The following is a 22,159-nucleotide window of genomic DNA, read 5'->3' as shown; positions in this document are numbered from 1 at the left end:
CTTGACTCCTTAGCTCGCCTGCTCCAGAGAAATCGCATTGCCCAGCCAGCGATCCAGATCGTGCCACACGCCGCTATCGATCAGGTTACGCGCCGCCAGCCACTCTTCGTTAAACACCGTGTGCAGATATTTCTCCCCGCCGTCGGCAATCGCCAGCACGACGTTGCCGCCGATGCGATCCTGATAGATCAGCTCCAGTGCTTTATAGATCACCCCGCCCGTCGAACCGCCGACCAGCAAACCGTAGTGCCGTGCGATATAGCGTGCCGTTTCAAACGCCTGCGCATCCGAAACCTGCTCACCACAGTCGATGCAGCTGTAATCCAGCACCAGCCCTACGGTATCACCCGCTGGCGTACCGGTGCCGGATTGATAGTAAGGCTTGCCGGGGTGGCCGAAGACGATAGAACCCACCGGTTCAACGGCAATGGTCGTGATATCCGGGTTATGGACTTTCAGGCCGTGCGAAATGCCCGTCATCGAACCGCCGGTGCCCACGCAGCCGACAAACGCGTCGATCTTGCCAATCTGGCTGAACAGCTCGCGGACAAAATCGGCATAGCCGCCCGCGTTCGCCGCGTTATCCGACTGGTTCATAAACACCGCGCCGGGTATTTCCTGCGCCAGCTGTGCCGCCATGCGCTGGCGTTCCACCACCGCCACCTCATCTTCGCCGTAGTCACCGGAGACGTAGCGAATTTCCGCGCCGAGCGCGCGCATGATGGCGATTTTATCCTGTGCTGCGTGATGATCGACCACGGCGATAAAGCGCAGGCCGTATTCAATTGACGCCAGCGCCAGCCCGATACCGGTATTCCCCGATGACGACTCGACAATGGTGCCACCAGGGCGGATTTTGCCTGACTTCAGCCCGGCGACAATCATGTTTCTCGCCATGCGATCCTTCATGCTGCCGCCGGGGTTGTTCTTCTCCACTTTTAAAAACAAACGCGTATCCCCATAGGGAACCGGAATTTGTATAACGGGCGTATTACCAATTAAATCAGTTACTTTATTCAGGATCATGGTTCTGCTCCATTCAGTTATCACTGGAAAAAATCAGCTCACCTTTCTTACCTTTGAACGCACACAGGCGCGCAGGCAGCGGATGCCGATGAAACGCGTTTTCCAGCAGGTCCATCTGGTATCCCGCCGTATTCGCGTAAATCAGTAAATCGCCTGACTGCGGCACGGTTCGAAAATGAATCAATCGGTTCGTAATGACATCGTCGTCCAGACAGCTGTGTCCGGCGATCCAGGCTTTGCCCGGTGCCAGAGGCGTGTCTTTTTTGACGGAAAAAACATGCAGAGGATCAATCAAAAACTCAGAGTTAAACCAGGTTTCACACGCGCTGAAGCTGCTGCCTTCCACAAACACGACGTGGTTGCCATCCGGCTGGCGGCGCGTGCGCGTGACGCGAAACACGGTAATCGCACTTTGGTCAGCGAGGCTGCGTCCCGGCTCAATCGCCAGAATCAGGCCGTGCTGCTTGAGCACGTCCGCTACGCGATCCTGTCCGATTGAGGCGGACAGGAATGCCTCAAGATAGTCGACAGCCGAACGCTCACCGCCATATGGGTAAAACGAGGTCGGCACCTGACCGTGGCGGTAATCCGCCGCATTCTGCTTCGCTAAATAATCCTGATAGCGTGAAGCCGAAAGATATTGAATCGGCAATCCCCCGCCGATATCAATAATCGCGGGCTGCAATCCCTTTGAGCGTGCCCGCTCCAGTAATGGCAGGACCTCAGCAAATGCCGCCACGCGGGTATCGGGATCATAGCCGCCGAGATGGAAATGGAAGCCTTCCAGATGAAGCACAGCCTGTCTGGTGCTCAACGCCTCCAGACAGATTGCAACCTCATCGGCCAGCATGCCAAACCGACTGGCCTGCGCGAACGACGGGCGATAGCGCAGCAGAACCCGCACGGGATCCGTCACGCGCAGCAAATCCGCCAGCGCGAGCACCTCGTCGAACTCTTCCGGTGAATCCAGCACGATAAGAGCGCGGTGATGAACCAGCGCAGTCAGGAACTCACGCGTTTTGGCCGGGCCGGTGGCGCACAGCCGCGCGCCGTCGCAGCCTGCCCGCAGCGCATCTTTCAGTTCCTGTAAGCTGGAAACATCCACGCCGACGCCCGCATTCACCGCCGCCTGTACCAGCCCCGGCGATTTGTTCACCTTCGCGCCGTAGTACAGGCGGCAGTCTACGTCGTGACGCTGCAACACTGTCCGCAATGCCGCGATATTGTTGGCCACGGTGTGCGGCCAGACAATATTCAGCGGCGACCCATACTGCTCAACCAGCCACGACAGCCTTTGCGGCGAGTTGAAAAGAAACTGCTCAATCTCACTATCCAGATAAGGCGTCAGTCTCTCAGGCCAGTGGGCCTGCGCGACAGGGAGGGAAGACACTGCGGCAAAGCTAAACAGGTTGCTCATCGCTATCTCCTTAACGTTCGGTTCCTGAAAAATACCTATCCTTAGAAATCAACCGCGACGGACAGCATCAGCGTCCGCGGCGTTCCTTGCGATACCGTGCTGAACGACGTCACGCCAGACCAGTAATTGCGGTCAAAGGCGTTCAGGACATCGGCACGGAATGTGGTGGGCGCGCTGTAGATTCGCGTCTTGTAACGCGCGCCGAAATCAACGGTGGTCCAGGAAGGAATAGACTGGGTATTGATGGTGTTGACGTTCTGCTTCCCGTTATGAGTAACGTTGGCGTTCAGCGTCAGATCGCGCAGGAACGGCAGGTCATATTCCACGCCGGCGTTCGCCTGAAAACGCGACGTGCCCGGCGCACGCTTGCCCTGTGCACCCGGCGTCACACTTTTGGTCAGTTCGGCATCCAGCAGCATCACGCCACCGGTCAGACGCAGATCTTCCAGCGGTGAACCGACCACATCCAGCTCGATCCCCCGATTGCGCTGCTCGTTAGCCTCAATAAACTCACTGCCCGGTCCGTTAGCTAACGCGCCGCTCGGCTTGGTGATCTGGAAGACGCTTAGCGTAGAAATCGTCCCCAACGCGTCCACTTTTACCCCAGCCTCGTACTGTTTGCTCTTATACGGCGACAGCACTTGACCCGGATTGCTCGCCGTCGTGGGCGCCACGTCCCCTTTACTTAGCCCCTCAATGTAGTTGGCGTAGAGAGAAACATGCTGCCAGGGTTTAACAATCACCCCGAGCATCGGGGTGATTGCGCTCTTGTCATAAGAAGAGCGCACCCCGCCATCCGGGGCGGCGAAGTTATCCGTGTTGATCTGCTGATAACGCAGCCCACCCGTGACCTGCAGCGCATCGTTCCAAAAGCCGAGCGTATCCGCTAGCGCGATACCCGACAGTGCCGTGGAAGAACGTTTGTATATGCTTGACGGTGCGGCGATATCCTGTGCTGGCACATAGACAGGGTTATAAATATTTGAATTAATAGCTGTTCCCGGCACATTAGCGCTAGCCTGACGATCGCGATAGTAGCTAGTCTGTGCCGACAGCTTGTGCGTCACCGAACCCGTTTCCACATCCGCACGAATGCCGGTCGCGAAATTGTAACGGCTGGTGGTAAAGCGGTAATTCCCTACGGTAGAACGAATATCGCCGTTATTATTCGTCACCTGCGGCACCTGCTCCGACAGTCGGCTCACGTGTGCACTGGAACCACCCAAATCGGTAAACCAGGTAACGTTATCCGCCAGATCGTATTCGGTATGTAGCAACACCGACTGGTCTTTGGAATGCCAGAACCCCCACGGCTGAGAGATATTGTTATTGCCATCCGGTGCGTCGGGCACGGTCACCCCCTGCGCGAACGAATAAGGACGAGACGGTGCACGGGTTTTTAGATGCTGAGTGATGAGATCCAACGTGGCGCGGAAGCGTTCTGACGAGAAATCCAGCCCAAGCGAGCCGACCTGTGTACGTTTATCGCTGCCATCCCACACCGTGTCGCCGTAGCCGTAATTCCCGTTAAAACGCACGCCGAGCAGATTGTTATTGTCCAGCGCATAGACGCGGGAAATATCCGCATGCTGTGTGAACTGGGAATCAGACTGCCAACTGGTCGTGAGGCGGGTCAGATTGCCGACGGTGGTCGGGCGTTTGGTGACAGCATTAATCACGCCGCCCACGCTGCTGTTAGGCGACAGCCCATACAGCAGCGCCGACGGCCCTTTCAGCACTTCTACCCGCTCGATGTAGTCGGTCATCAGCTGATAGTTGGGCGCAACACCGTAGACGCCGTTCATGGCGATGTCGCTCAGGTTTCCTTCATTGAGAGGAAAACCGCGAATGTAGTAGGAATCCAGCAGACCGCCCTGAGAACTGCTCACCCGCACCGATGCGTCATGCGCGACCACCTGCCCCAGCGTCTGTGCCTGTTTATTTTCAATAAACGATGAGGTCATGTTGCTGACATTAAACGGCGTATCCATCACGTCCTTTTTGCCCAGCAGTCCGGTGCTGGACGACCGCGCCGACATGCCGCCCGCGACCAGCCCCTGCACGGCATCCGCGTCTTTAGCTTCCACCACGATAGTGGAATCATCGCGCTCACCCGTTGCAGACTGCGCGGGTATCGCGATGCCGCTTAGCACCGCCGTTACGGCGATGGCCAACGCGGAGGGAATAGGAAAACGAGTCTTCCCGGTAGGTGGAGTGAAGTTCTTCCTGGCGTTCATCAACAAAGTTATCCATCTCAAAATGAGGAGTGAAAAAGATGCTCCCCTTTTCAGCCTGTGAGGCGGGAGCATCGCCATACATCACGATCCGATGCGGGTTTCTTCCTCTTCAATGAGGAAGGGATTGCTCAGACCGTGCTGAATCCGATAGTCGCGATATTCCTGGATGTGCATGCGCAGCAGCGAACGCGTATACCAGGGCTGGGTCATAAACATGTCGCGTTCGGTCTGCCACAGCTCGCCATCAACGCGCGACTTCACCGCGTCAAACGCCGCGGCGGTTTCTTCTTTCATCACCTGCCACAGCCGGGCATCGGCAAAGCCGTATTCCGCGCTGAGCGCCAGCGCCAGTTCGTGCAGGTGGCTGACAAAGCAGGCATCGACGACAAACATCCGCACGGGTTCGATGTCGTCTTCAAATACCGTGGGCAGAATGCCGGGCCAGACGTAGGGTTGCAGATGGTGACCGCGCTGACGCAGCAGCGGTGCATAGGTGCGCCCGTCGCCGAAATCACGGATTAATAATCCCTGCGCGACACCTTCCGGTGAAAAGAGGATCTGGCTGTTCTGCTGATGCGCTTCCAGCCCGATGCCGTACAGCAGATAGATAGCGATGACTGGCCGGGTTACGGCGCGAACGTATTGGCGGAACCACGCTTCGGGGCCAAGCCCAGACAGCGTCACCAGCTCGGTGAACAGCGGTTGGTCGCGGTGAGGCAGTGCCGTAAACAGCGTGGCGACGGTCACGGGAAGCGCGCCGTCAGTGCGTTCATAAATTCGAGCATCGCGGAAAACGACGGAGAGATGTTTGCCCGGCGCGTCATCCTGATGAACTGCGTGCTTGTAGTGGAACGCCGTCTCTTCGCGGAAAAACGCCAGCCGCTGTTCGAACCCGCTTTCCTGCGCCAGAATCGCTTCGATAATGGTGCTGATACGTGGCCCCATGTGGATGGATTTCGCTTGTAGGCTGCGCATTTCGCTGGTCATCCAGATGGCGACAGGCAGTTTGATGAAAGGGGAAGCAGGCGGTTCAACGGGCAAAACAGTACGGAACGACATACCCGGTAGCGTGATGAGATCGGGGCCGTCGGTAAGCAGAATCCCTTCGGCAATTTCATCCGCATAGTGGGATTTCACCCAGTTTTCCAGATGCCAACTGTGGATGGGCAGCGGGAGCCACTGCGTCTCATCCAGCCCTTGTTGATTCAGGCGCTGCTTCCAGTCCTGCCAGAGCGCGGGGAATGCCTGAGCAAACCACGAATGAAAATCATCGACGTGCGGCATGGATTCGACATACGCCATATCGCGGCGCAGCGCGGTAATACGCAGCGGCACGCGGGCGTTAAATTCGGGTGACAGCTGCTGGACGTCTTCGTCACTCAGTCCGGGGCGGGATTTCCAGGTCGGGTAGTAAGGGTGGCCTTCCAGCGATCCCCACTGATCGAGAAACATGGCGGCATCGCGAATGCTGAGCTGCCGACGCAGCCACGGCGTGAAAGCGTTCTGCCCGTCCTGCTGCATGGCATCAGCCACCTCAGCACGCCACTGGCAACGATAGCGCCGGGCGTTGGTATCATTACGAATGCTGTTACCGACGTCTTTTTTCAGGCCACGGATGCCGCTCTCGTCAGGATGAAAATCGAAATTGTCGCGAAGTAAATCAATCAATCGCTCGTGGCTGGTAACGGGAAAAGACGTTCCATCTGAATGAATGAGATAAATATTTCCATTATTAATATAGGTGTTTGCCGGTGATGGCGAAATATCATCAAATTTCAATATACCTTTGCCACCCTGCAAAGCCAGCGTTGCTTCTCTGGAATTACCCTTAATAAATCTCAGGTCATTTTTATTCAAAATCCCTTCTGCGAAAAAGCAGCGAATCAATCGCCTTAACGCGTTTTTATTTGAGTAATCAGAGAGAAAATCATCTACATCCTGATGTATATCCCTGTGTTTAATTTCGTCAGCCTTGATATTCATAACCACTCCTCATACCGATAAAACAAGTAAAAACCGATTGCAGTAACGTATAAAAGGGTGTCGTTAAATCTCGGGTTAACACGTCCCGAAACTTAATAAAAATGTCGCGATAGATGGATTGAAAAATAATGAACGGAAAGCTAGCATATTAATCACTGCAATGTAAATAGCTATCATTCTTATTCGCAATTAATGAGTTACATTTTAATAAAACTGCATTTAATCAATAAATTAACAGAAGGAGAGCAGCATGGAACACGCTAAAACCTATCTCTTTGTGCCTGGTAATGCGCCCCACCGCTTTCAACAAGCCGTCTGCTGCGGTGCCGATGCCGTGATATTTGATTTAGAAGATGCTGTTCATCCTGATGAAAAAAACCAGGCTAGAGAAAATATTATCCAATGGGATAAAAACGATACGACCGTCTCTGAAATAAATTGCAAAAGATATATACGTTTAAACAAATTTGGTTCAGTGGAATTCAGTGAAGATATCGAGTTTCTGAATAGGCTTAATAATAAAGAAAAATTAAGAAATAACGCCCCATCCAAACATAAAACAGCCAAATGGGAAATTGTTTTACCTAAAATAGAATCCGCAGAAATGCTGCATGATGCGCGGGAAATGATAAATCGTAATAGATCGGAAGCGGTTAATATTATTGCGATAATTGAAAACGCGCAGGGGTTGCATCATGCAGAAGAGATTTGTGCAGCAGGGGTAGAAAGAGTCGCATTTGGCTCATTGGATTTCTCACTCGATATTCATTGCGATCAATCCTTGTATGCCTTGCTGTATGCCAGAAGCCGCATTGTATTAGCCTCCAGACTGGCCGACTTGCCGCCACCGATAGATTGCGTCAATCCTGACTTCACGCATCACGACCGGGTGTTAGCTGACGCATTACATGCGCGCTCGCTCGGCTTCTCAGCCAAACTCTGTATTCATCCCTCGCAGATCGATGCCGTTCAGCAGGCATTCGCGACGGATCGCAGCAAAATAGACTGGGCAAAGCAGGTTCTGAAAGCAGCCGAACACAGCTACGCTTTCCAGATAAACGGTGAGATGGTGGACTTACCCGTCATTGAGCAGGCCAGGCAGCTATTGCGGGCGCAAAATGTAGATGACTAAACCTCTTGCGCCAATAGGACACGAAGGGGATACGCTCGCCCGGCTTGCGGTGTGTTTCCCCTGCGTGCCGCTGCCGGGCCGCTTATGACTTAACGTACTCAATCGAATTAACAAACCACTCACGCGGGCCGTCTGGCGTGTTCACGGTGAACTCCTCATCAACCGCTTTTTTCAGCATGGCGCGCGCCATCGGGGAATCGATCGAAATATAGTCTTTATTGTCGCCGTAGATCTCGTCCGGGCCGACAATCCGAAAACGCTTCACCTCACCTTGTTCATTCTCGATCTCTACCCAGGCACCAAAGAATACGCTGCCATCCTGCTGCGGCGAATAATCAACGATTTTCAATTCCGTCAGGCATTTTCTCAGGTAGCGCACACGCCTGTCGATCTGGCGCAATAAACGCTTGTTATAGGTGTAGTCCGCATTTTCTGAACGATCCCCCAGGCTCGCTGCCCAGGAGACAATTTTCGTAATTTCCGGGCGCTTTACATTCCAGAGATGGTCATGCTCTGCCCGCAGTTTGTCATACCCCTCGCGGGTAATCAGATTGGTTTTCAAGTCAGTAACCCCGTTAGGCTCTTAGTGCGTACCACATGCTTCGCTATTCCCACGTACAAAAATCGCGCGTTCATTACACAGATTTACAGTTTTGGCTAATAATCTATCAACAGACATAAATATGTCATTTCTATCCCGTACTTTTAGCCACGGAGAGCTACGGAGAACGATTTATGTTTAGCTTAGACGCCATTCTGCAAGATCTTGCCCCGCATCGCCATACGCCACCCTGGCAGAAAACGGTTTTGCGTTCTCTGCTATTTGAAAATGAAATGCACCAATTTGCGCGGCGTTACCCGCATTTGAAAGGCTTAGATCTGGTCGAACAGATTCTTGACTACTTCAACTTCAATTGTGAAATGGTCGAAGGGGATTTAGAAAATATCCCCAGTCAGGGGCCGGTGGTGTTGGTTGCCAACCACCCCATTGGCTCACTGGACGGTCTGGCGCTACTGCGTACCGTCGCCAGCGTCAGGCCCGATGTCCGCATCGTCGCCAGCCAGCTACTCTCTTATGTCGCCCCGCTCAAAAATCTGTTTTTTTCCGTCGATAACTTCAATAACCGCACCAAACGCCAGCAAATCAGCGCCATCCAGCAGCATCTGGAAGGCGACGGCGCGATCATTGTCTTCCCCGCGGGCGAAGTTTCACGCGCTAGCCTGCAAGGTATTCGCGACGGTCACTGGCACAACGGCTTTATCCGCATGGCGAGCAAAGCCCGCGCGCCCGTGGTTCCGATTCATATCGGCGGACGCAACAGCGCGCTGTTTTATCTCTCTTCCATGGTTTATCGCCCGCTCTCCACGCTCCTGTTGGTAAGAGAAATGTTTGGTCAGCGCGACCAAACCCTCAAGCTGCGTATCGGTGCCAGAATTCCCTATGCGTCCTGGAGCCAGGGCGAATGGAACGCTAACGATCTGGCGGCTCGTTTCCGGCGTCACGTTTATCGCCTAGGGCAAGGAAAGCCCGGCTGTTTTACCGGTGAAAAACCCATTGCGCTGGCTGAAGACCGCGTGCTGCTGAAGCGCGCGCTGTCAGAGTGCGAAACGCTGGGTACCACGCCGGATGGCAAGATTGTCTATCTGTATCGACGCGGTGAAGAAGATTACGTGCCGCTGTTGCGCGAACTCGGACGCCTGCGCGAAATCGCCTTCCGGGCTGTGGGCGAAGGATCCGGCCAACGTCGCGATCTGGACAGCTATGACGATGACTATTTGCATCTTATCCTGTGGGATGACCGCGAACTGGAGATTGTCGGTGCCTATCGCTTTGTCTCGACGGCCAGTTTGATCGCAGAAAAAGGGAAAAGCGGCCTCTACAGCCACAGTCTGTTCCAGTACGGCGACGAAATGGATCCGATACTGGCATCAGGCATTGAGCTGGGACGCAGTTTCATTCAGCCCAAATACTGGGGTAAACGCGGGCTGGATTATCTCTGGCTGGGTATTGGTGCCTATCTGGCGCGCTATCCAGAACATCGCTATCTGTTCGGGCCAGTGTCGCTTTCCGGTACTTTGCCGCCGCATGCACGCGACTTGCTGGTGGCGTTTTATCGCCTGCACTTCACGCCCGATCAGCCGCTGGCTACGTCGCGTCGCCCTTATCCAGCCTCGCTGCCTGACGTGCTGAAACAGTTTGAAGGAACGGACTACCAGCAGGATCTCACGCGATTGAAAAGCATGCTCAGCAACATGGGTTGCGCAATCCCCACGCTCTACAAGCAGTATTCGGAGCTGTGTGAGCCGGGCGGCGTGCGGTTTATCGACTTCGGTATCGACCCTGATTTCAATAACTGCATCGACGGTCTGGTGCTGGTCGACCTACAACAGCTGAAAGAATCACGCTATCAGCGCTATATCGCCCCTTTTGTCAGCGATAAAGCGTCGTGATCGATCGGTGCGTTAACGTCTAAAGGGGTTAACGCACCACTCTCCAACGTTTTTCTCATTATTCCCATTAGCCAACGCCATACCCGCACGCATTTTGTCTCTCAGATCACACATTTCATACGAAATCCCATTCGCCGTAATTTACGTGATCAATAGAACGCTTTTCTTGCCGATATTACAGATATTCTTATCGATATGTTTTTGAGGACGGGAGTTACCGATGTATCCCGAAAATACGAAACATAGCTATAATTCCTTGTCATTACTTGCATCGATTACGATAGCAAGCCCCCTCCGTTATGCCTTCATAGCATGTCAAAAAATTAAGGATGTTTATGAATATGCTGAACAGAATCAAACTCGGCAAGATGCTGGGTATGGGATTTTCTCTGGTTATTATCATCAGCCTGATGGTGGCATTCTTCGGACGACTCCAGCTGGTTGGGCTGGGTAACGACATCAACCGGCTTTCCGGTACCACGTTGGCGAATATGTTATTGATTCAGGAAGTTAAAGCTGGCTTTGACGCCAATGCTCGTCTGATCCGTAACATGGCACTCAGCACCGATCCTACGCAAATCAGGCAGGAAAAGCAGTTCGTCGACGAGCAAATCGCCCGCAATACCGCCAACCTGAAAAAGCTGGGGCAACAGCTCGACACCGAAGGCACCAGTGCGCTGCTGAAACAGTTTCAGGACACCCGTCCGCCCTACCTTGCGGCCTTTTTGAAAGCGATGGAATTGGTGCAATCCACCGATCCGCAGCAGCGTCTGCAAGGTAACACCATTATTCTCAATGAGATGCAGACGGCACAAAACGCACTGTTTAAAGTGCTGGACGCGATGATGGCCTCGCAGCAGCAGGATACCAACGAGATTGTCAGCGGGGCGCAGCAGGATGCGCAGTCCGGCAGCGTTATCATGCTGATTCTCGCGCTTGCCGCTGCCGCGATGGCTGCGGTCGTGGCCTGGCTGATTACCCGCACGCTGAAAAACCAACTGGGGGGAGAACCGCTCTACGCCACCCACGTTGCCCGGCAGGTGGCCGATGGCGATCTGGCCGTCGATATCAATATCAAGCCGAACGACCACAGCAGCCTGTTAGCCACCATGCGTCATATGAGCCATAACCTGGGTGATATCGTCGAGCAGGTGCGGCAGAGCAGCGAAGCCATCGCGTCCGGTTCCAGCCAAATCGCCGCAGGCAGCGAAAACCTGAGCCAGCGTACGGAAGAACAGGCCGCCAGCCTGCAACAAACAGCCGCCTCAATGGAGCAGATGAGCCAGGCGATTCGTCAGAATGCCCATACCGTGCGTAGCGCCACCCAGCTTGCCAGCCAGGCCAGCGAAACGGCAACCAAAGGCGGTGATGCCATCAGCGATATGGTCATTACGATGAAAGAGATCTCCACCAGTTCACACAAAATCCGCGACATCATCAGCGTCATTGATGGTATCGCCTTCCAGACCAATATTCTGGCACTGAATGCGGCGGTCGAAGCCGCGCGCGCGGGTGAGCAAGGTCGCGGTTTCGCCGTGGTGGCTGGGGAAGTTCGCTCGCTGGCGCAGCGTTCCGCCTCCGCCGCTAAAGAGATCGCGGTACTGATCAACACCAGCGTCGAAAAAGTGGAAGCGGGAAATCGTCTGGTTGAAGACACCGGCAGCACCATTGATGAGCTGGTGCGTCAGGCGCGCAGCGTGGCGGATTTAATCAGTGAGATCGGGACGACAACGCAGGAGCAGGAATCCGGTATTTCGCAAATTCATGATGCCGTGAACCAGCTCGATCAGGTCACCCAGCAGAACGCGACGCTGGTGGAAGAATCCGCCAATGCGGCAACCAGCCTGCGCGAACAGTCCTCTCATCTGGTTACGCTTATGAACCATTTCCATCTGCGAGGCACACCAACAGTCCGTCCAGCGCCGAAGAAAGCCCAACCGACTCGTTTAGCGCTCGCGCCGGTCGGCAACGCACAGGATAACTGGGAAAAATTCTAGGCTTGTCCTGCCCGTGATCACCATGATGCCGCGACATAGGCATCATGGTGAAAATCACATCAGTCTTTCAGCGCGGAAACATAGTCCCGACGCGGCTGTCCGGTATAAATCTGGCGCGGACGGTAGATGCTGATTTCATCCTGCTTGTGCATCTCATCCCAATGTGCAATCCAGCCGATCGTTCTGCCGACGGTAGAAATAACCGTAAACATTGACGGCGGCAGCCCCATCGCTTTGAGAATGACCGAGGTATAGAAATCGACGCTCGGGTAGAGCTTATTCTCCAGAAAATAGGCGTCGGTCATGGCGATATGTTCCAGCTCCATCGCCACCTGCAACAGGCTGTCTTCCGTGCCGAGTTCATTGAGCACTTCATAACAGGTTTTGCGCAGAATCGCCGCGCGTGGGTCGAAATGCTGATAGACCGAGTTACCGAATCCCATCAGGCGGAATGAATCGCAGCGGTCTTTCGCGCGTCGTACAAATTCAGGGACGCGATCGACCGTTTTGATCTCTTCCAGCATGCGCATACAGGCTTCGTTCGCCCCGCCGTGCAGCGGCCCCCACATTGATGCCAGCCCGGCAGCAATGCAGGCAAACGGGTTAGCGCCGGAAGAACCCGACGCTCTGACCGCCATCGTAGACGGGCACTGACCATGATCGGCATGAAGAATCAGGATGCGGTTCATCGCTCGTTCCAGCACCGGATTCACTTCATATTCCTCCGCCGGAATCGAAAACAGCATATGCAGGAAGTTACCGGTATAGGAGAGCGAATTACGGGGATACACGGACGGCTGTTCGATGGAATATTTGTAGCACATCGCCGCTAACGTCGGCATTTTCGACAGCAGCCGCACGGCCGCCAGCTCGCGATGCTCCGCGTTATGGATATCTAATACATCGTGATAGAACGCGGCCAGCGCGCCCACCACCGCGCACATCAGCGCCATTGGGTGAGAGTCGCGACGAAAGCCGCTGAACATCCGGGTGATTTGCTCATGAACCAGCGTATGGCGGGTGATGTTATCGGCAAATTTCGCATACGCTTCCGCCGAAGGCGCTTCACCATGCAGCAGGATGTAACAGACTTCAGTAAAGTCACACTGCTCGGCGAGCTGTTCGACAGGGAAGCCCCGATGCAGCAGCACGCTATTCACCGCATCTATATAGGTAATCGCCGACTCGCACCCTGCCGTATTGGCAAAACCGGGGTCATAGCTGCACAGCCCGTGTTCACCGAGTGGGCGAATATCCACCGCTGTTTTCCCCAGCACGCCGGAACGCATGTTCAGCGTGATATCCGCCTGCCCTTCTGCCGTCAACGTGGACGTTCTGACTGTCATGAACCTTTCTCCTGCCCGAATTAATGATGTTGTCCTCGTCCGCTCTTACGGGCTTCTGGATCGGTCATCCCGTGCGGCGCTCAATTTATAGCTACACAAGGCCAACGTATGTCATACGCTAAAATCGTGAGTGGGTTGCAAGAATCTAACGGAATATTGATGTAGGTAAATTTTGCCGCGCCTCTTTCCCCTTCTCGGATCGTAATCCGGCGAACAGCGCCATCATCGTCCCCGTATTCCAGACGGCGGCGGCTGGCATTTTGCACGCTCAATCCGTATAACTGTCCTCACTTATTTCACCCACTACTTATTTACTCCACTAACTTGATGACGACTGATATCAGACCTATGAATGATTCATTAAGCCACATTATCGCCAGCGAATTGCAGGCGCGTACGGAGCAGGTAGACGCCGCCGTCCGCCTGCTGGACGAAGGAAACACCGTCCCTTTTATCGCCCGTTACCGTAAAGAAGTGACCGGCGGGCTGGATGACACCCAGCTGCGCCAGCTCGAAACGCGCCTCGGTTACCTGCGTGAACTGGAAGACCGACGCCAGACTATTCTGAAATCCATCGACGAACAGGGGAAATTAACCCCGCAGCTCGCCACCGCCATTAACGGCACGCTGAGCAAAACCGAGCTGGAAGATCTCTATCTACCGTATAAACCGAAGCGCCGCACGCGTGGGCAGATCGCGATTGAAGCCGGTCTGGAACCACTAGCCGACGGCCTGTGGCAAGATCCGAGTCAGGAGCCGGAGCTGACGGCACAGGCTTATGTCGATGCCGAGAAAGGCGTAGCGGACGTGAAAGCCGCATTGGACGGCGCACGTTACATCCTGATGGAACGCTTTGCCGAAGACGCCACGCTGCTGGCGAAAGTGCGTCACTATCTGTGGAAAAACGCCCATCTGGTTTCCCGCGTCGTGGAAGGGAAAGAGGAAGAAGGCGCGAAGTTCCGCGATTATTTCGATCACCATGAACCGATTGCTCAGGTGCCTTCACACCGCGCACTGGCCATGTTCCGTGGCCGTAACGAAGGCGTACTGCAGCTGGCGCTGAACGCCGATCCGCAACATGAAGAAGCGCCGCGTGAGAGCTACTGCGAACAGATTATTATCGACCACCTGAACCTGCGTTTGGGGAATGCGGCTGCGGACAGCTGGCGACGCGCCGTCATTAGCTGGACGTGGCGCATTAAAGTGCTGCTGCACCTTGAAACTGAACTGATGGGCAGCGTGCGTGAAAAAGCCGAAGACGAAGCAATCAACGTTTTCGCCCGCAACATGCACGACCTGCTGATGGCCGCCCCAGCGGGCATGCGCGCCACTATGGGTCTCGATCCCGGCCTGCGCACTGGTGTAAAAGTCGCGGTGGTGGATGCCACCGGCAAGCTGGTCGCGACCGATACGATTTATCCGCATACCGGTCAGGCAGCGAAAGCCGCGCCGATCATCGCCGCACTGTGCCTCAAACATCAGGTTGAGCTGGTGGCGATTGGTAACGGTACTGCATCGCGTGAAACCGAACGCTTCTTCCTCGACACGCAGAAACAGTTCCCGGATATCAAAGCACAGAAAGTGATCGTCAGCGAAGCCGGCGCGTCAGTGTACTCCGCGTCCGAGCTGGCGGCGCTGGAATTCCCCGATCTGGATGTCTCGCTGCGCGGCGCAGTCTCTATCGCCCGTCGTTTGCAGGATCCGCTGGCGGAGCTGGTGAAGATCGACCCGAAATCCATCGGCGTGGGTCAGTATCAGCATGACGTAAGCCAAAGTCTGCTGGCGAAGAAACTGGATGCAGTGGTCGAAGACTGCGTAAACGCCGTCGGCGTTGATCTGAATACCGCGTCCGTGGCGCTGCTAACCCGTGTCGCCGGACTCACGCGCATGATGGCGCAAAATATTGTGACCTGGCGTGATGAGAATGGCCGCTTCCACAATCGCGAACAGCTGCTGAAAGTCAGCCGTCTGGGGCCAAAAGCCTTTGAACAGTGTGCGGGCTTCCTGCGCATCAACAACGGCAACAACCCGCTGGATGCCTCCACCGTTCACCCGGAAGCCTATCCGATCGTGGAACGTATTCTGGCCGCGACCGAGCAAGCGTTGCAGGAGCTAATGGGGAACCCCAACGCGCTGCGTAACCTGAAACCGTCGGATTTCACCGATGAGCGTTTCGGCGTGCCGACAGTAACCGACATCATCAAAGAGCTGGAAAAACCGGGTCGCGATCCACGTCCTGAGTTCAAAACCGCCAGCTTCGCCGACGGCGTGGAAACCTTAAACGATCTCCTGCCGGGTATGATTCTGGAAGGTGCCGTCACCAACGTCACCAACTTTGGTGCGTTTGTGGATATCGGCGTCCATCAGGACGGTTTGGTACACATTTCATCACTGGCCGACCATTTCGTCGACGATCCGCACAAGGTCGTGAAAGCCGGCGATATCGTCAAAGTGAAAGTGATGGAAGTGGATCTACAGCGTAAGCGTATTGCGCTGACCATGCGCCTTGATGAACAGCCGGGCGACACCGCATCACGTCGTGGCGGTGGCAATGCGCGTGGCGATAGCAATACTTCATCGCGTCAGCCAGCCGGTAAATCACGTCCTCGTCCCGCTAGCGCCCCTGTCGCTGGCAACAGCGCGATGGGCGATGCTCTGGCCGCCGCCTTTAAAAAGCGCTAACCGCCGTTCTGTCATTTAAATCATGCCTGACCTTATTTACGGGGTCAGGCATCTTTCCTGCCAAAATACCGCCATTTTGTTTCCCTAATAAAACTACGTTTCATTTATATTGAAATATTCAACCACTTCGCGATTATTTTGTGATCTGCATCTAGGTAAATAAATTACCGTTGCGTTATTATTGTTCTATATAGGAAACCATAGTTTTATATATAGAACCCAATGAATATATTCCAACAGCTCGAACACAGTAAAGCGCCGGCAGCCGTCCGTTTAGTGATGATTATTGACTACATCGCCAAACATGACGAAGCCAGCTTCACTGAGATTTGCACTGATTTGTCTATACCCAAAAGCAGCGTACATCATCTACTGGAAGTGCTGGTGGTGACGCAATTGTTACGTCAGCGCGCTGACGGTCGTTATGTTTTGGGATTGAGACTGTTTGAGCTTGGCGGTTTGGTAATAAAGAATATTGATCTGCGTAAAGACACGATTAACTTTATGCATGAATTAGTCAAAGAGACAGAACTGACCTGCCATCTTGGTATTATGGATGGCGATAACGGTTTCTTCCTGAGTAAAGTCGAATCCCCCAAGGCCATCGTAAAAACATCCTGGGAAGGTAAGAAAATTGTATTTAACCGTATGTCTCTGGGGAAAGTACTCGTCGCCTGGCTACCACAGGAAAGAATTGAATCACTGATTGCCGATTGCACCTTTGAGTATTTGACGCCCCGGACGATTACCAATAAAGAAGATTTCCTGCAGCACCTGAAAATCGTCAAGGAACAGGGCTGGGCAATAGACGACGGCGAAGATATAGAAGAGATCTGTTGCATGGCTGCGCCTATCTTTAACCAAAATGGTGAAGTCATCGCCGCCATTGGCGTTAACGGTATGCAGTCGCAATATGCGAATGGAAAAAAAGAAAAGCATCTGGCAAGCCTGATTAAAACCAGCAAAGCAATTACCGCTCATATTAACAGCCGGAATATTGATATTAGATAAAACATTTATCGTCGCTTTCCATAATTAAAAACTCTGGCTTATTAAAACAATCCAGAAATAATGACACGCAAAAAGCGTGACGGACACGTATGACATAATTACCTGTAAATGCTAATACGCATTACGGGAAGGCCATCTATAACTAAAAAAACATGACATAAGTCATCATTAAGATGACGAAAAATATTAATTATCAATTTTATAATGGGGACAACCATCTTCACTAATTAATAAAATCGGGTAATAACCTCTTGGGTTTTATTCCGCCCTATTTATGACTTTATACCAATACTCCATCTGCTTTCACTGAAAGCGGGCTGAACATGCTTTTATCTTTTAATGAGGTCTTTTATGAAAATCAAACAAGCTATTGATAAAATCCCTGGGGGATTAATGCTGGTGCCGCTCTTTTTGGGCGCACTCTGTAATACCTTTACGCCTGGCGCTGGGAAATACTTAGGTTCTTTCAGTAACGGCCTGATTACTGGCACAATCCCTATTCTGGCGGTATGGTTTTTCTGTATGGGTGCGTCCATTGAATTTAAAGCAACGGGAACGATGCTGAGAAAATCAGGCGTTCTGGTGGTCACCAAAATCGCCACCGCCTGGGTTGTGGCGCTGATCGCGGGCACGTTCCTGCCGGGTGACGGCATCCAAAACGGCATGCTGGCTGGGATCTCCGTGCTGGCGCTGGTCGCGGCAATGGACATGACTAACGGCGGTTTGTACGCTGCACTGATGAACCAATACGGTTCGAAAGAAGAAGCGGGTGCCTTCGTACTGATGTCTCTGGAATCCGGCCCGTTGATGACCATGGTCATTCTGGGTGCCAGCGGTATCGCTACTTTTGAACCTCAGTTATTTGTCGGTGCCGTCCTGCCTTTCCTGATTGGTTTTGCATTGGGCAACCTGGACCCAGACTTGAGAAAGCTGTTCGGTAATTCAGTACAAACGCTGATTCCTTTCTTTGCCTTTGCGTTAGGTAACACCATTAATTTATCAGTGATCCTCCAGACGGGCTTCGCAGGTATCTTCCTCGGCCTGCTCGTGATCGTTGTTACAGGTATCCCGTTGATTCTGGCGGATAAATTTATCGGCGGTGGTAATGGAACCGCAGGCGTGGCCGCATCCAGCAGCGCGGGTGCCGCCGTCGCCACTCCTCTGTTGATCGCGAATATGGCTCCGGAATTCGCTCCGGTCGCTCAACAGGCAACAGCGTTAGTCGCCACCAGTGTGATCGTGACATCAGTACTGGTGCCCATCCTTACGGCAGTATGGGCAAAACGCTTTTCACCTAAAACCGCATAAGAAGGTAGCAAAATGGACGTACGACAAAGTGTACACAGTGAACATGCGAAAACGCTTGATACCACTGAGCTGAGAAAGAAATTTCTTATTGAGCAGATATTTACGCCAAACCAATACACCATGACCTACAGCCACATCGACCGTATCGTGGTGGGCGGGATCATGCCGGTGGATGGCGAGATAACGTTTGATGACGGCATCGGCAAACAATTTGGCGTGAACTATTTTCTTGAGCGTCGCGAGCTGGGGCTGATCAATATTGGCGGCCCGGCAAAAATCGTCATCGACGGCACAAGCTATGAAGTTGGCAATGAGGAAGCGCTCTATGTCGGCAAAGGGGCGAAAGCCTTAGCGTTCAGCAGCCTGGACAGCGCCAAGCCTGCGAAACTGTATTACAACAGCGCACCAGCACATGCCGTTTTCCCGACACGCATCATTACACAGGATGACGCGATCAAAGCACCACTGGGCGATGTCAAAACCTGTAATAAGCGGACGATTTGCAAATATCTGGTGCCGGAAGTGGTGGAAACTTGCCAGCTGAGCATGGGGTTAACGCGTCTGGCAGAAGGCAGCAACTGGAATTCAATGCCGACGCATACCCATGAGCGCAGAATGGAAGTGTACTTCTATTTTGATATGGCGGAAGACACCATTATTTTCCATATGATGGGTGAACCGCATGAAACGCGCCATCTGGTGATGCATAACGAGCAGGCTGTGATCTCCCCGAGTTGGTCGATTCACACCGGTGTCGGCACCAAAAACTACGCCTTTATCTGGGGCATGATCGGCGAAAACCTGACGTTTGACGATATGGACCATATCGCGATGCTGGATTTACGTTAATCCCCTCTGGCGTCACGCCAAGACAGTAAAATGCAGCAGGGTGAACCACGTTCACCCTGTTTTTTTATGTCACGTCAGTTATTAGTCGCCACACTTACTCGCCACATTTACTCACCACGCAGTGCCGTGGCGGGAGATTGGCGGTAAGACAGCATCGCGGGAATGGTGAGCACCACAGCGGCGACCAGCAACAGGAGCAGGACGAAGTGGATGTCTTCCCATTCCAGCGTCACCGGCAAGACGAAACCGCTTTTCTCGCTCATGACCACCGCAATCGCACGGGCGGCAAGATAGCCCAGACCGACACCCAGCAGCACGCCGACGCTCACCAGCGACATCAATCCGCTCCAAATCAGCGTAAAAATGCCGTAGCGCGGCGCGCCAAAGGCACGCAGTGCGCCAATCTGTTTCTGTCGCTGCCGCAGGTGGATAACCGCCACCATCGCCACCGCGACGCCGACTAATCCCTGCGTTCCCAGCGAGATATAGGTCAGCAGTTCACGAATGTCGCCCAGCATCGAGTAGAGTTTCACCAGCACTTCGCCGGGGAACACCGCCAGCGTCGTGTTGCTGCGATACAGCGAACGCAGTTGATAAGCACCCGCGATCGTTTTCGGTTTAACGACAATAGCGGGCAATCCCGCCTGATGCGCATGGCCGTGTGCTTCTGCTTCGCCGTGCTCGTCATCATGAGACGCTGTTACCGGTTGAGCGGCATCCGCATGATGATCATCACTTGCAGCAGCTTCCGCAGGATGAGCGTCGTTGTGATGTTCATCAGCATGCTGTTCGCCTGCAGCCTGCGTGGTTTCATCATGCGAATGACCGTCATGTTCACCTTCGTGCTCATGTGCGCCATGATCATGGTCGGCATGCTCGTTATGGTCGTGATCATCGTGGTGTTCATCGTCCGCAGCATGCGGTGGATGGATGCCGTGTACTCGCCACACCGCGTTCACCGGCACCAGAATCGCTTTATCCCACGCGCTACCGTCAGCAGGTAAAACACCGACAACGGTGTAGGTGACGTCATCGTGCGCGTGCGCCCCTTCCGTCCCCACCTGACCATGAATCGGGCTAAAGGTACTTCCCACCGTCAGCCCCGTTTGCGCCCCTACCACGGCCTCAAAGCCGTCGTTGAACACGCGTCCGGCGGTAAGCTGCCGCTTACCATTATCCGTGACCAGCGGCGGCGTGGTGCCAACAATCGGCATCCCCTGATAGAAATCACCAAACGCGACCGGGGCCGCCCAGGCAACCAGCGGGTTCTTTTCCAAATCGGTCAGCACCTGCGCGGGAACCAGCGTCAGCGCCGACGGTTGCAGGAACACGGATGACAGCACCAGTTGGGTTTCGCTCCCCGGCGCGCCGATCACCAGATCGAAACGGTCAGCCGCTTTGGCGCTGCCCATACGTAGCGCTCTTTCCTGCAAACTCACCGAAATACTTAACGCTGTCGCCACGGCGATCAGCAACACTACGACCAGCACACCCGGCCAGAGCCGACGCCAGTCAACCCAGATAAGACGCCAAGGAATCATGCGCGATCCTCCTGATACAGCGTGTCCGCCACGAGGCGTCCTTTTTCCAGTTTAATACAGCGCGACATCTGTGAAGCCAGACGTGCATCGTGCGTAATCGCGATAAGCGTCGCGCGACTCTCGCGCGCCAGCATCACCAGCAGGTCGGCAATCTGCTCACCGCTGTGCGCATCCAAACTGGCCGTTGGCTCATCGGCGATGATGATATCAGGCTTGCTGAGCAAGGCTCTTGCGACCGCCACCCGCTGCTTCTCGCCGCGTGATAGCACTTCAATCGGACGTTTCGCGGTATCCAGCCCGACCTGTGCCAGCAAATCCGCCGCCCGCTGCCTGAGCGCCGCAGGGATCCGCCAGTGGTGAAACTGCGCAGGCAGTAAGACGTTCTCTATCGCACTCAGGCCGGGGAACAGGTGGAAATCCTGCATCACCAGCCCGATATGCTGCGCCCGCCAGCGGTCGCGTTCCGCTTCGTTCATCTGCCAGATATCCTGTTTTTCCCACTGCACACAGCCCGTTCCGCTGTGATCCATCCCGGTAATAGCATTCACCAGCGTGGTCTTACCGGAACCGGAAGGCCCCATCACCGCGACCCGCTCGCCAGAACGAATCGACAATGTGGGAATAGCCAGCACAGCCTCGGACGTATCGGGGAAGGTCACACTCAGGTGTTGAATCAATAACTCCGCCATCAGCGCTCCTAAAGGGTATCGAACGTGGCTTCACGCAGTCGCAGCAGGCTGACAAAACCCGTTTCAGGGTCAGTCCACGATCCGTGTTCCAGCACGCCTTCCACCTCAATCATGGTGTTGTTCTGTACGAAGGTCTGACGTTTGGCGAGGTAAACAACGAGGATATCTTCAGGCCAGTCCGCATCAGACGAACAGAAGGGGCACAGCGCCATCGGCATTTTGGTTAAGACAAAGAATTGTGACTCCGCCTTGAGGGGCGGTGCCATGAAGCCGCGCATTTTTACCCGTTTGCCGGAGAGCGTTTTGACTTCATTGGAGAATTCCAGACCCAGCACGCCGTAAGAGGCGTACAGCTTGTCGAAGGAGAGTTCAGACTGCGCGGCTTTCACCGGGGCGATACCACCGAGGAGGAAGATCACCAGCACCGCGCGCAGCCAAGAGAATAAAAGCGGGGTCGCCCCCGCTTTGCTGCATTTCGCATTATTCATAG

General features: G+C 54.1%; 16 protein-coding genes. 7 read left to right on the top strand and 9 right to left on the bottom strand.

Annotated elements, in window-relative coordinates:
- Positions 1–9: 9 nt before the first annotated feature.
- The 4 genes from MYB54_RS01605 to MYB54_RS01590 form a co-directional block, all read right to left on the bottom strand.
- Positions 10–1,026, bottom strand: a complete 1,017-nt coding sequence (locus tag MYB54_RS01605) for a PLP-dependent cysteine synthase family protein (protein WP_010277727.1) — start codon at positions 1,024–1,026, stop codon at positions 10–12.
- 13 nt (positions 1,027–1,039) lie between these two features.
- The gene (locus MYB54_RS01600; protein WP_039557373.1) at positions 1,040–2,443 is read right to left on the bottom strand and encodes a Y4yA family PLP-dependent enzyme; all 1,404 of its coding nucleotides are present in this window, start codon (positions 2,441–2,443) and stop codon (positions 1,040–1,042) included.
- Between the two features lie 41 nt (positions 2,444–2,484).
- The gene (locus tag MYB54_RS01595) at positions 2,485–4,680 is read right to left on the bottom strand and encodes a TonB-dependent receptor (protein WP_248721427.1); all 2,196 of its coding nucleotides are present in this window, start codon (positions 4,678–4,680) and stop codon (positions 2,485–2,487) included.
- A gap of 81 nt (positions 4,681–4,761) precedes the next feature.
- A complete protein-coding gene (locus MYB54_RS01590; RefSeq protein ID WP_248721426.1) occupies positions 4,762–6,663 on the bottom strand; it encodes an IucA/IucC family protein in 1,902 nt (633 codons plus the stop codon).
- Between the two features lie 250 nt (positions 6,664–6,913).
- Between MYB54_RS01590 and MYB54_RS01585 the strand changes: the two genes are divergently transcribed.
- Positions 6,914–7,795, top strand: a complete 882-nt coding sequence (locus tag MYB54_RS01585; protein WP_248721425.1) for an HpcH/HpaI aldolase/citrate lyase family protein — start codon at positions 6,914–6,916, stop codon at positions 7,793–7,795.
- An 82-nt stretch (positions 7,796–7,877) separates the two neighbouring features.
- On the opposite strand, the gene greB is transcribed toward MYB54_RS01585, so the two are convergent.
- Positions 7,878–8,357: a transcription elongation factor GreB gene (greB, locus tag MYB54_RS01580; protein ID WP_039288614.1), complete on the bottom strand. Its 480-nt coding sequence runs from the start codon at positions 8,355–8,357 to the stop codon at positions 7,878–7,880.
- Positions 8,358–8,530: 173 nt separating this feature from the next.
- Between greB and olsF the strand changes: the two genes are divergently transcribed.
- Together olsF and MYB54_RS01570 are read left to right on the top strand one after the other, a co-directional pair.
- The gene (gene olsF / locus MYB54_RS01575; protein ID WP_039311536.1) at positions 8,531–10,246 is read left to right on the top strand and encodes a bifunctional ornithine lipid synthase OlsF; all 1,716 of its coding nucleotides are present in this window, start codon (positions 8,531–8,533) and stop codon (positions 10,244–10,246) included.
- 335 nt (positions 10,247–10,581) lie between these two features.
- Positions 10,582–12,243: a methyl-accepting chemotaxis protein gene (locus MYB54_RS01570; RefSeq protein ID WP_248721424.1), complete on the top strand. Its 1,662-nt coding sequence runs from the start codon at positions 10,582–10,584 to the stop codon at positions 12,241–12,243.
- A gap of 59 nt (positions 12,244–12,302) precedes the next feature.
- Here the strand turns inward: MYB54_RS01570 and MYB54_RS01565 are convergent, their stop codons facing one another.
- Positions 12,303–13,589 (bottom strand): citrate synthase, encoded by a 1,287-nt coding sequence (locus MYB54_RS01565; protein WP_248721423.1) that lies wholly within the window; start codon positions 13,587–13,589, stop codon positions 12,303–12,305.
- 348 nt (positions 13,590–13,937) lie between these two features.
- On the opposite strand from MYB54_RS01565, the gene MYB54_RS01560 reads away from it, so the two are divergent.
- The 4 genes from MYB54_RS01560 to kduI all read left to right on the top strand — a co-directional run bounded on the left by MYB54_RS01560 (position 13,938) and on the right by kduI (position 19,439).
- On the top strand, positions 13,938–16,271 hold the full coding sequence (locus tag MYB54_RS01560; RefSeq protein ID WP_039498104.1) for a Tex family protein: 2,334 nt from the start codon (positions 13,938–13,940) through the stop codon (positions 16,269–16,271).
- A gap of 222 nt (positions 16,272–16,493) precedes the next feature.
- Positions 16,494–17,282 carry an IclR family transcriptional regulator gene (locus MYB54_RS01555; RefSeq protein WP_014916882.1) on the top strand — a complete coding sequence of 263 codons (789 nt, stop codon included), beginning with the start codon at positions 16,494–16,496 and terminating at the stop codon, positions 17,280–17,282.
- 351 nt (positions 17,283–17,633) lie between these two features.
- Positions 17,634–18,590, top strand: coding sequence for a 2-keto-3-deoxygluconate transporter (gene kdgT, locus MYB54_RS01550; RefSeq protein ID WP_014916883.1), 957 nt, complete (start codon positions 17,634–17,636; stop codon positions 18,588–18,590).
- Positions 18,591–18,602: 12 nt separating this feature from the next.
- Positions 18,603–19,439, top strand: a complete 837-nt coding sequence (gene kduI / locus MYB54_RS01545) for a 5-dehydro-4-deoxy-D-glucuronate isomerase (RefSeq protein ID WP_010299379.1) — start codon at positions 18,603–18,605, stop codon at positions 19,437–19,439.
- Positions 19,440–19,546: 107 nt separating this feature from the next.
- Here kduI and MYB54_RS01540 read toward each other — a convergent pair whose 3' ends face one another.
- The 3 genes from MYB54_RS01540 to MYB54_RS01530 are packed head-to-tail and all read right to left on the bottom strand — an operon-like array spanning position 19,547 to position 22,157.
- The gene (locus MYB54_RS01540) at positions 19,547–20,980 is read right to left on the bottom strand and encodes an FtsX-like permease family protein (protein WP_248721422.1); all 1,434 of its coding nucleotides are present in this window, start codon (positions 20,978–20,980) and stop codon (positions 19,547–19,549) included.
- Positions 20,977–21,669: an ABC transporter ATP-binding protein gene (locus tag MYB54_RS01535; protein ID WP_248721421.1), complete on the bottom strand. Its 693-nt coding sequence runs from the start codon at positions 21,667–21,669 to the stop codon at positions 20,977–20,979. Before MYB54_RS01535 ends, MYB54_RS01540 begins: the two co-directional genes overlap by 4 nt.
- 8 nt (positions 21,670–21,677) lie before the next feature.
- Positions 21,678–22,157: a hypothetical protein gene (locus MYB54_RS01530; protein ID WP_039288599.1), complete on the bottom strand. Its 480-nt coding sequence runs from the start codon at positions 22,155–22,157 to the stop codon at positions 21,678–21,680.
- Between the last annotated feature and the right edge of the window lie 2 nt (positions 22,158–22,159).

Origin of the sequence: Pectobacterium nicotianae, assembly GCF_023272715.1 — a bacterium.
GTDB classification, from domain to species: Bacteria; Pseudomonadota; Gammaproteobacteria; order Enterobacterales; family Enterobacteriaceae; genus Pectobacterium; species Pectobacterium brasiliense.
Note: the sequence above shows the minus strand (reverse complement) of the source record. Positions and strands in the feature narration are given on the sequence as shown.

Excerpts from the sequence above, each read along its gene's own strand:
- MYB54_RS01605 (WP_010277727.1), bottom strand. The coding sequence starts at position 1,026 with ATGATCCTGAATAAAGTAACTGATTTAATTGGTAATACGCCCGTTATA.
- MYB54_RS01600 (WP_039557373.1), bottom strand. The coding sequence starts at position 2,443 with ATGAGCAACCTGTTTAGCTTTGCCGCAGTGTCTTCCCTCCCTGTCGCG.
- MYB54_RS01595 (WP_248721427.1), bottom strand. The coding sequence starts at position 4,680 with ATGAACGCCAGGAAGAACTTCACTCCACCTACCGGGAAGACTCGTTTT.
- MYB54_RS01590 (WP_248721426.1), bottom strand. The coding sequence starts at position 6,663 with ATGAATATCAAGGCTGACGAAATTAAACACAGGGATATACATCAGGAT.
- MYB54_RS01585 (WP_248721425.1), top strand. The coding sequence starts at position 6,914 with ATGGAACACGCTAAAACCTATCTCTTTGTGCCTGGTAATGCGCCCCAC.
- olsF (WP_039311536.1), top strand. The coding sequence starts at position 8,531 with ATGTTTAGCTTAGACGCCATTCTGCAAGATCTTGCCCCGCATCGCCAT.
- MYB54_RS01570 (WP_248721424.1), top strand. The coding sequence starts at position 10,582 with ATGAATATGCTGAACAGAATCAAACTCGGCAAGATGCTGGGTATGGGA.
- MYB54_RS01565 (WP_248721423.1), bottom strand. The coding sequence starts at position 13,589 with ATGACAGTCAGAACGTCCACGTTGACGGCAGAAGGGCAGGCGGATATC.
- MYB54_RS01560 (WP_039498104.1), top strand. The coding sequence starts at position 13,938 with ATGAATGATTCATTAAGCCACATTATCGCCAGCGAATTGCAGGCGCGT.
- MYB54_RS01555 (WP_014916882.1), top strand. The coding sequence starts at position 16,494 with ATGAATATATTCCAACAGCTCGAACACAGTAAAGCGCCGGCAGCCGTC.
- kdgT (WP_014916883.1), top strand. The coding sequence starts at position 17,634 with ATGAAAATCAAACAAGCTATTGATAAAATCCCTGGGGGATTAATGCTG.
- kduI (WP_010299379.1), top strand. The coding sequence starts at position 18,603 with ATGGACGTACGACAAAGTGTACACAGTGAACATGCGAAAACGCTTGAT.
- MYB54_RS01540 (WP_248721422.1), bottom strand. The coding sequence starts at position 20,980 with ATGATTCCTTGGCGTCTTATCTGGGTTGACTGGCGTCGGCTCTGGCCG.
- MYB54_RS01535 (WP_248721421.1), bottom strand. The coding sequence starts at position 21,669 with ATGGCGGAGTTATTGATTCAACACCTGAGTGTGACCTTCCCCGATACG.
- MYB54_RS01530 (WP_039288599.1), bottom strand. The coding sequence starts at position 22,157 with ATGAATAATGCGAAATGCAGCAAAGCGGGGGCGACCCCGCTTTTATTC.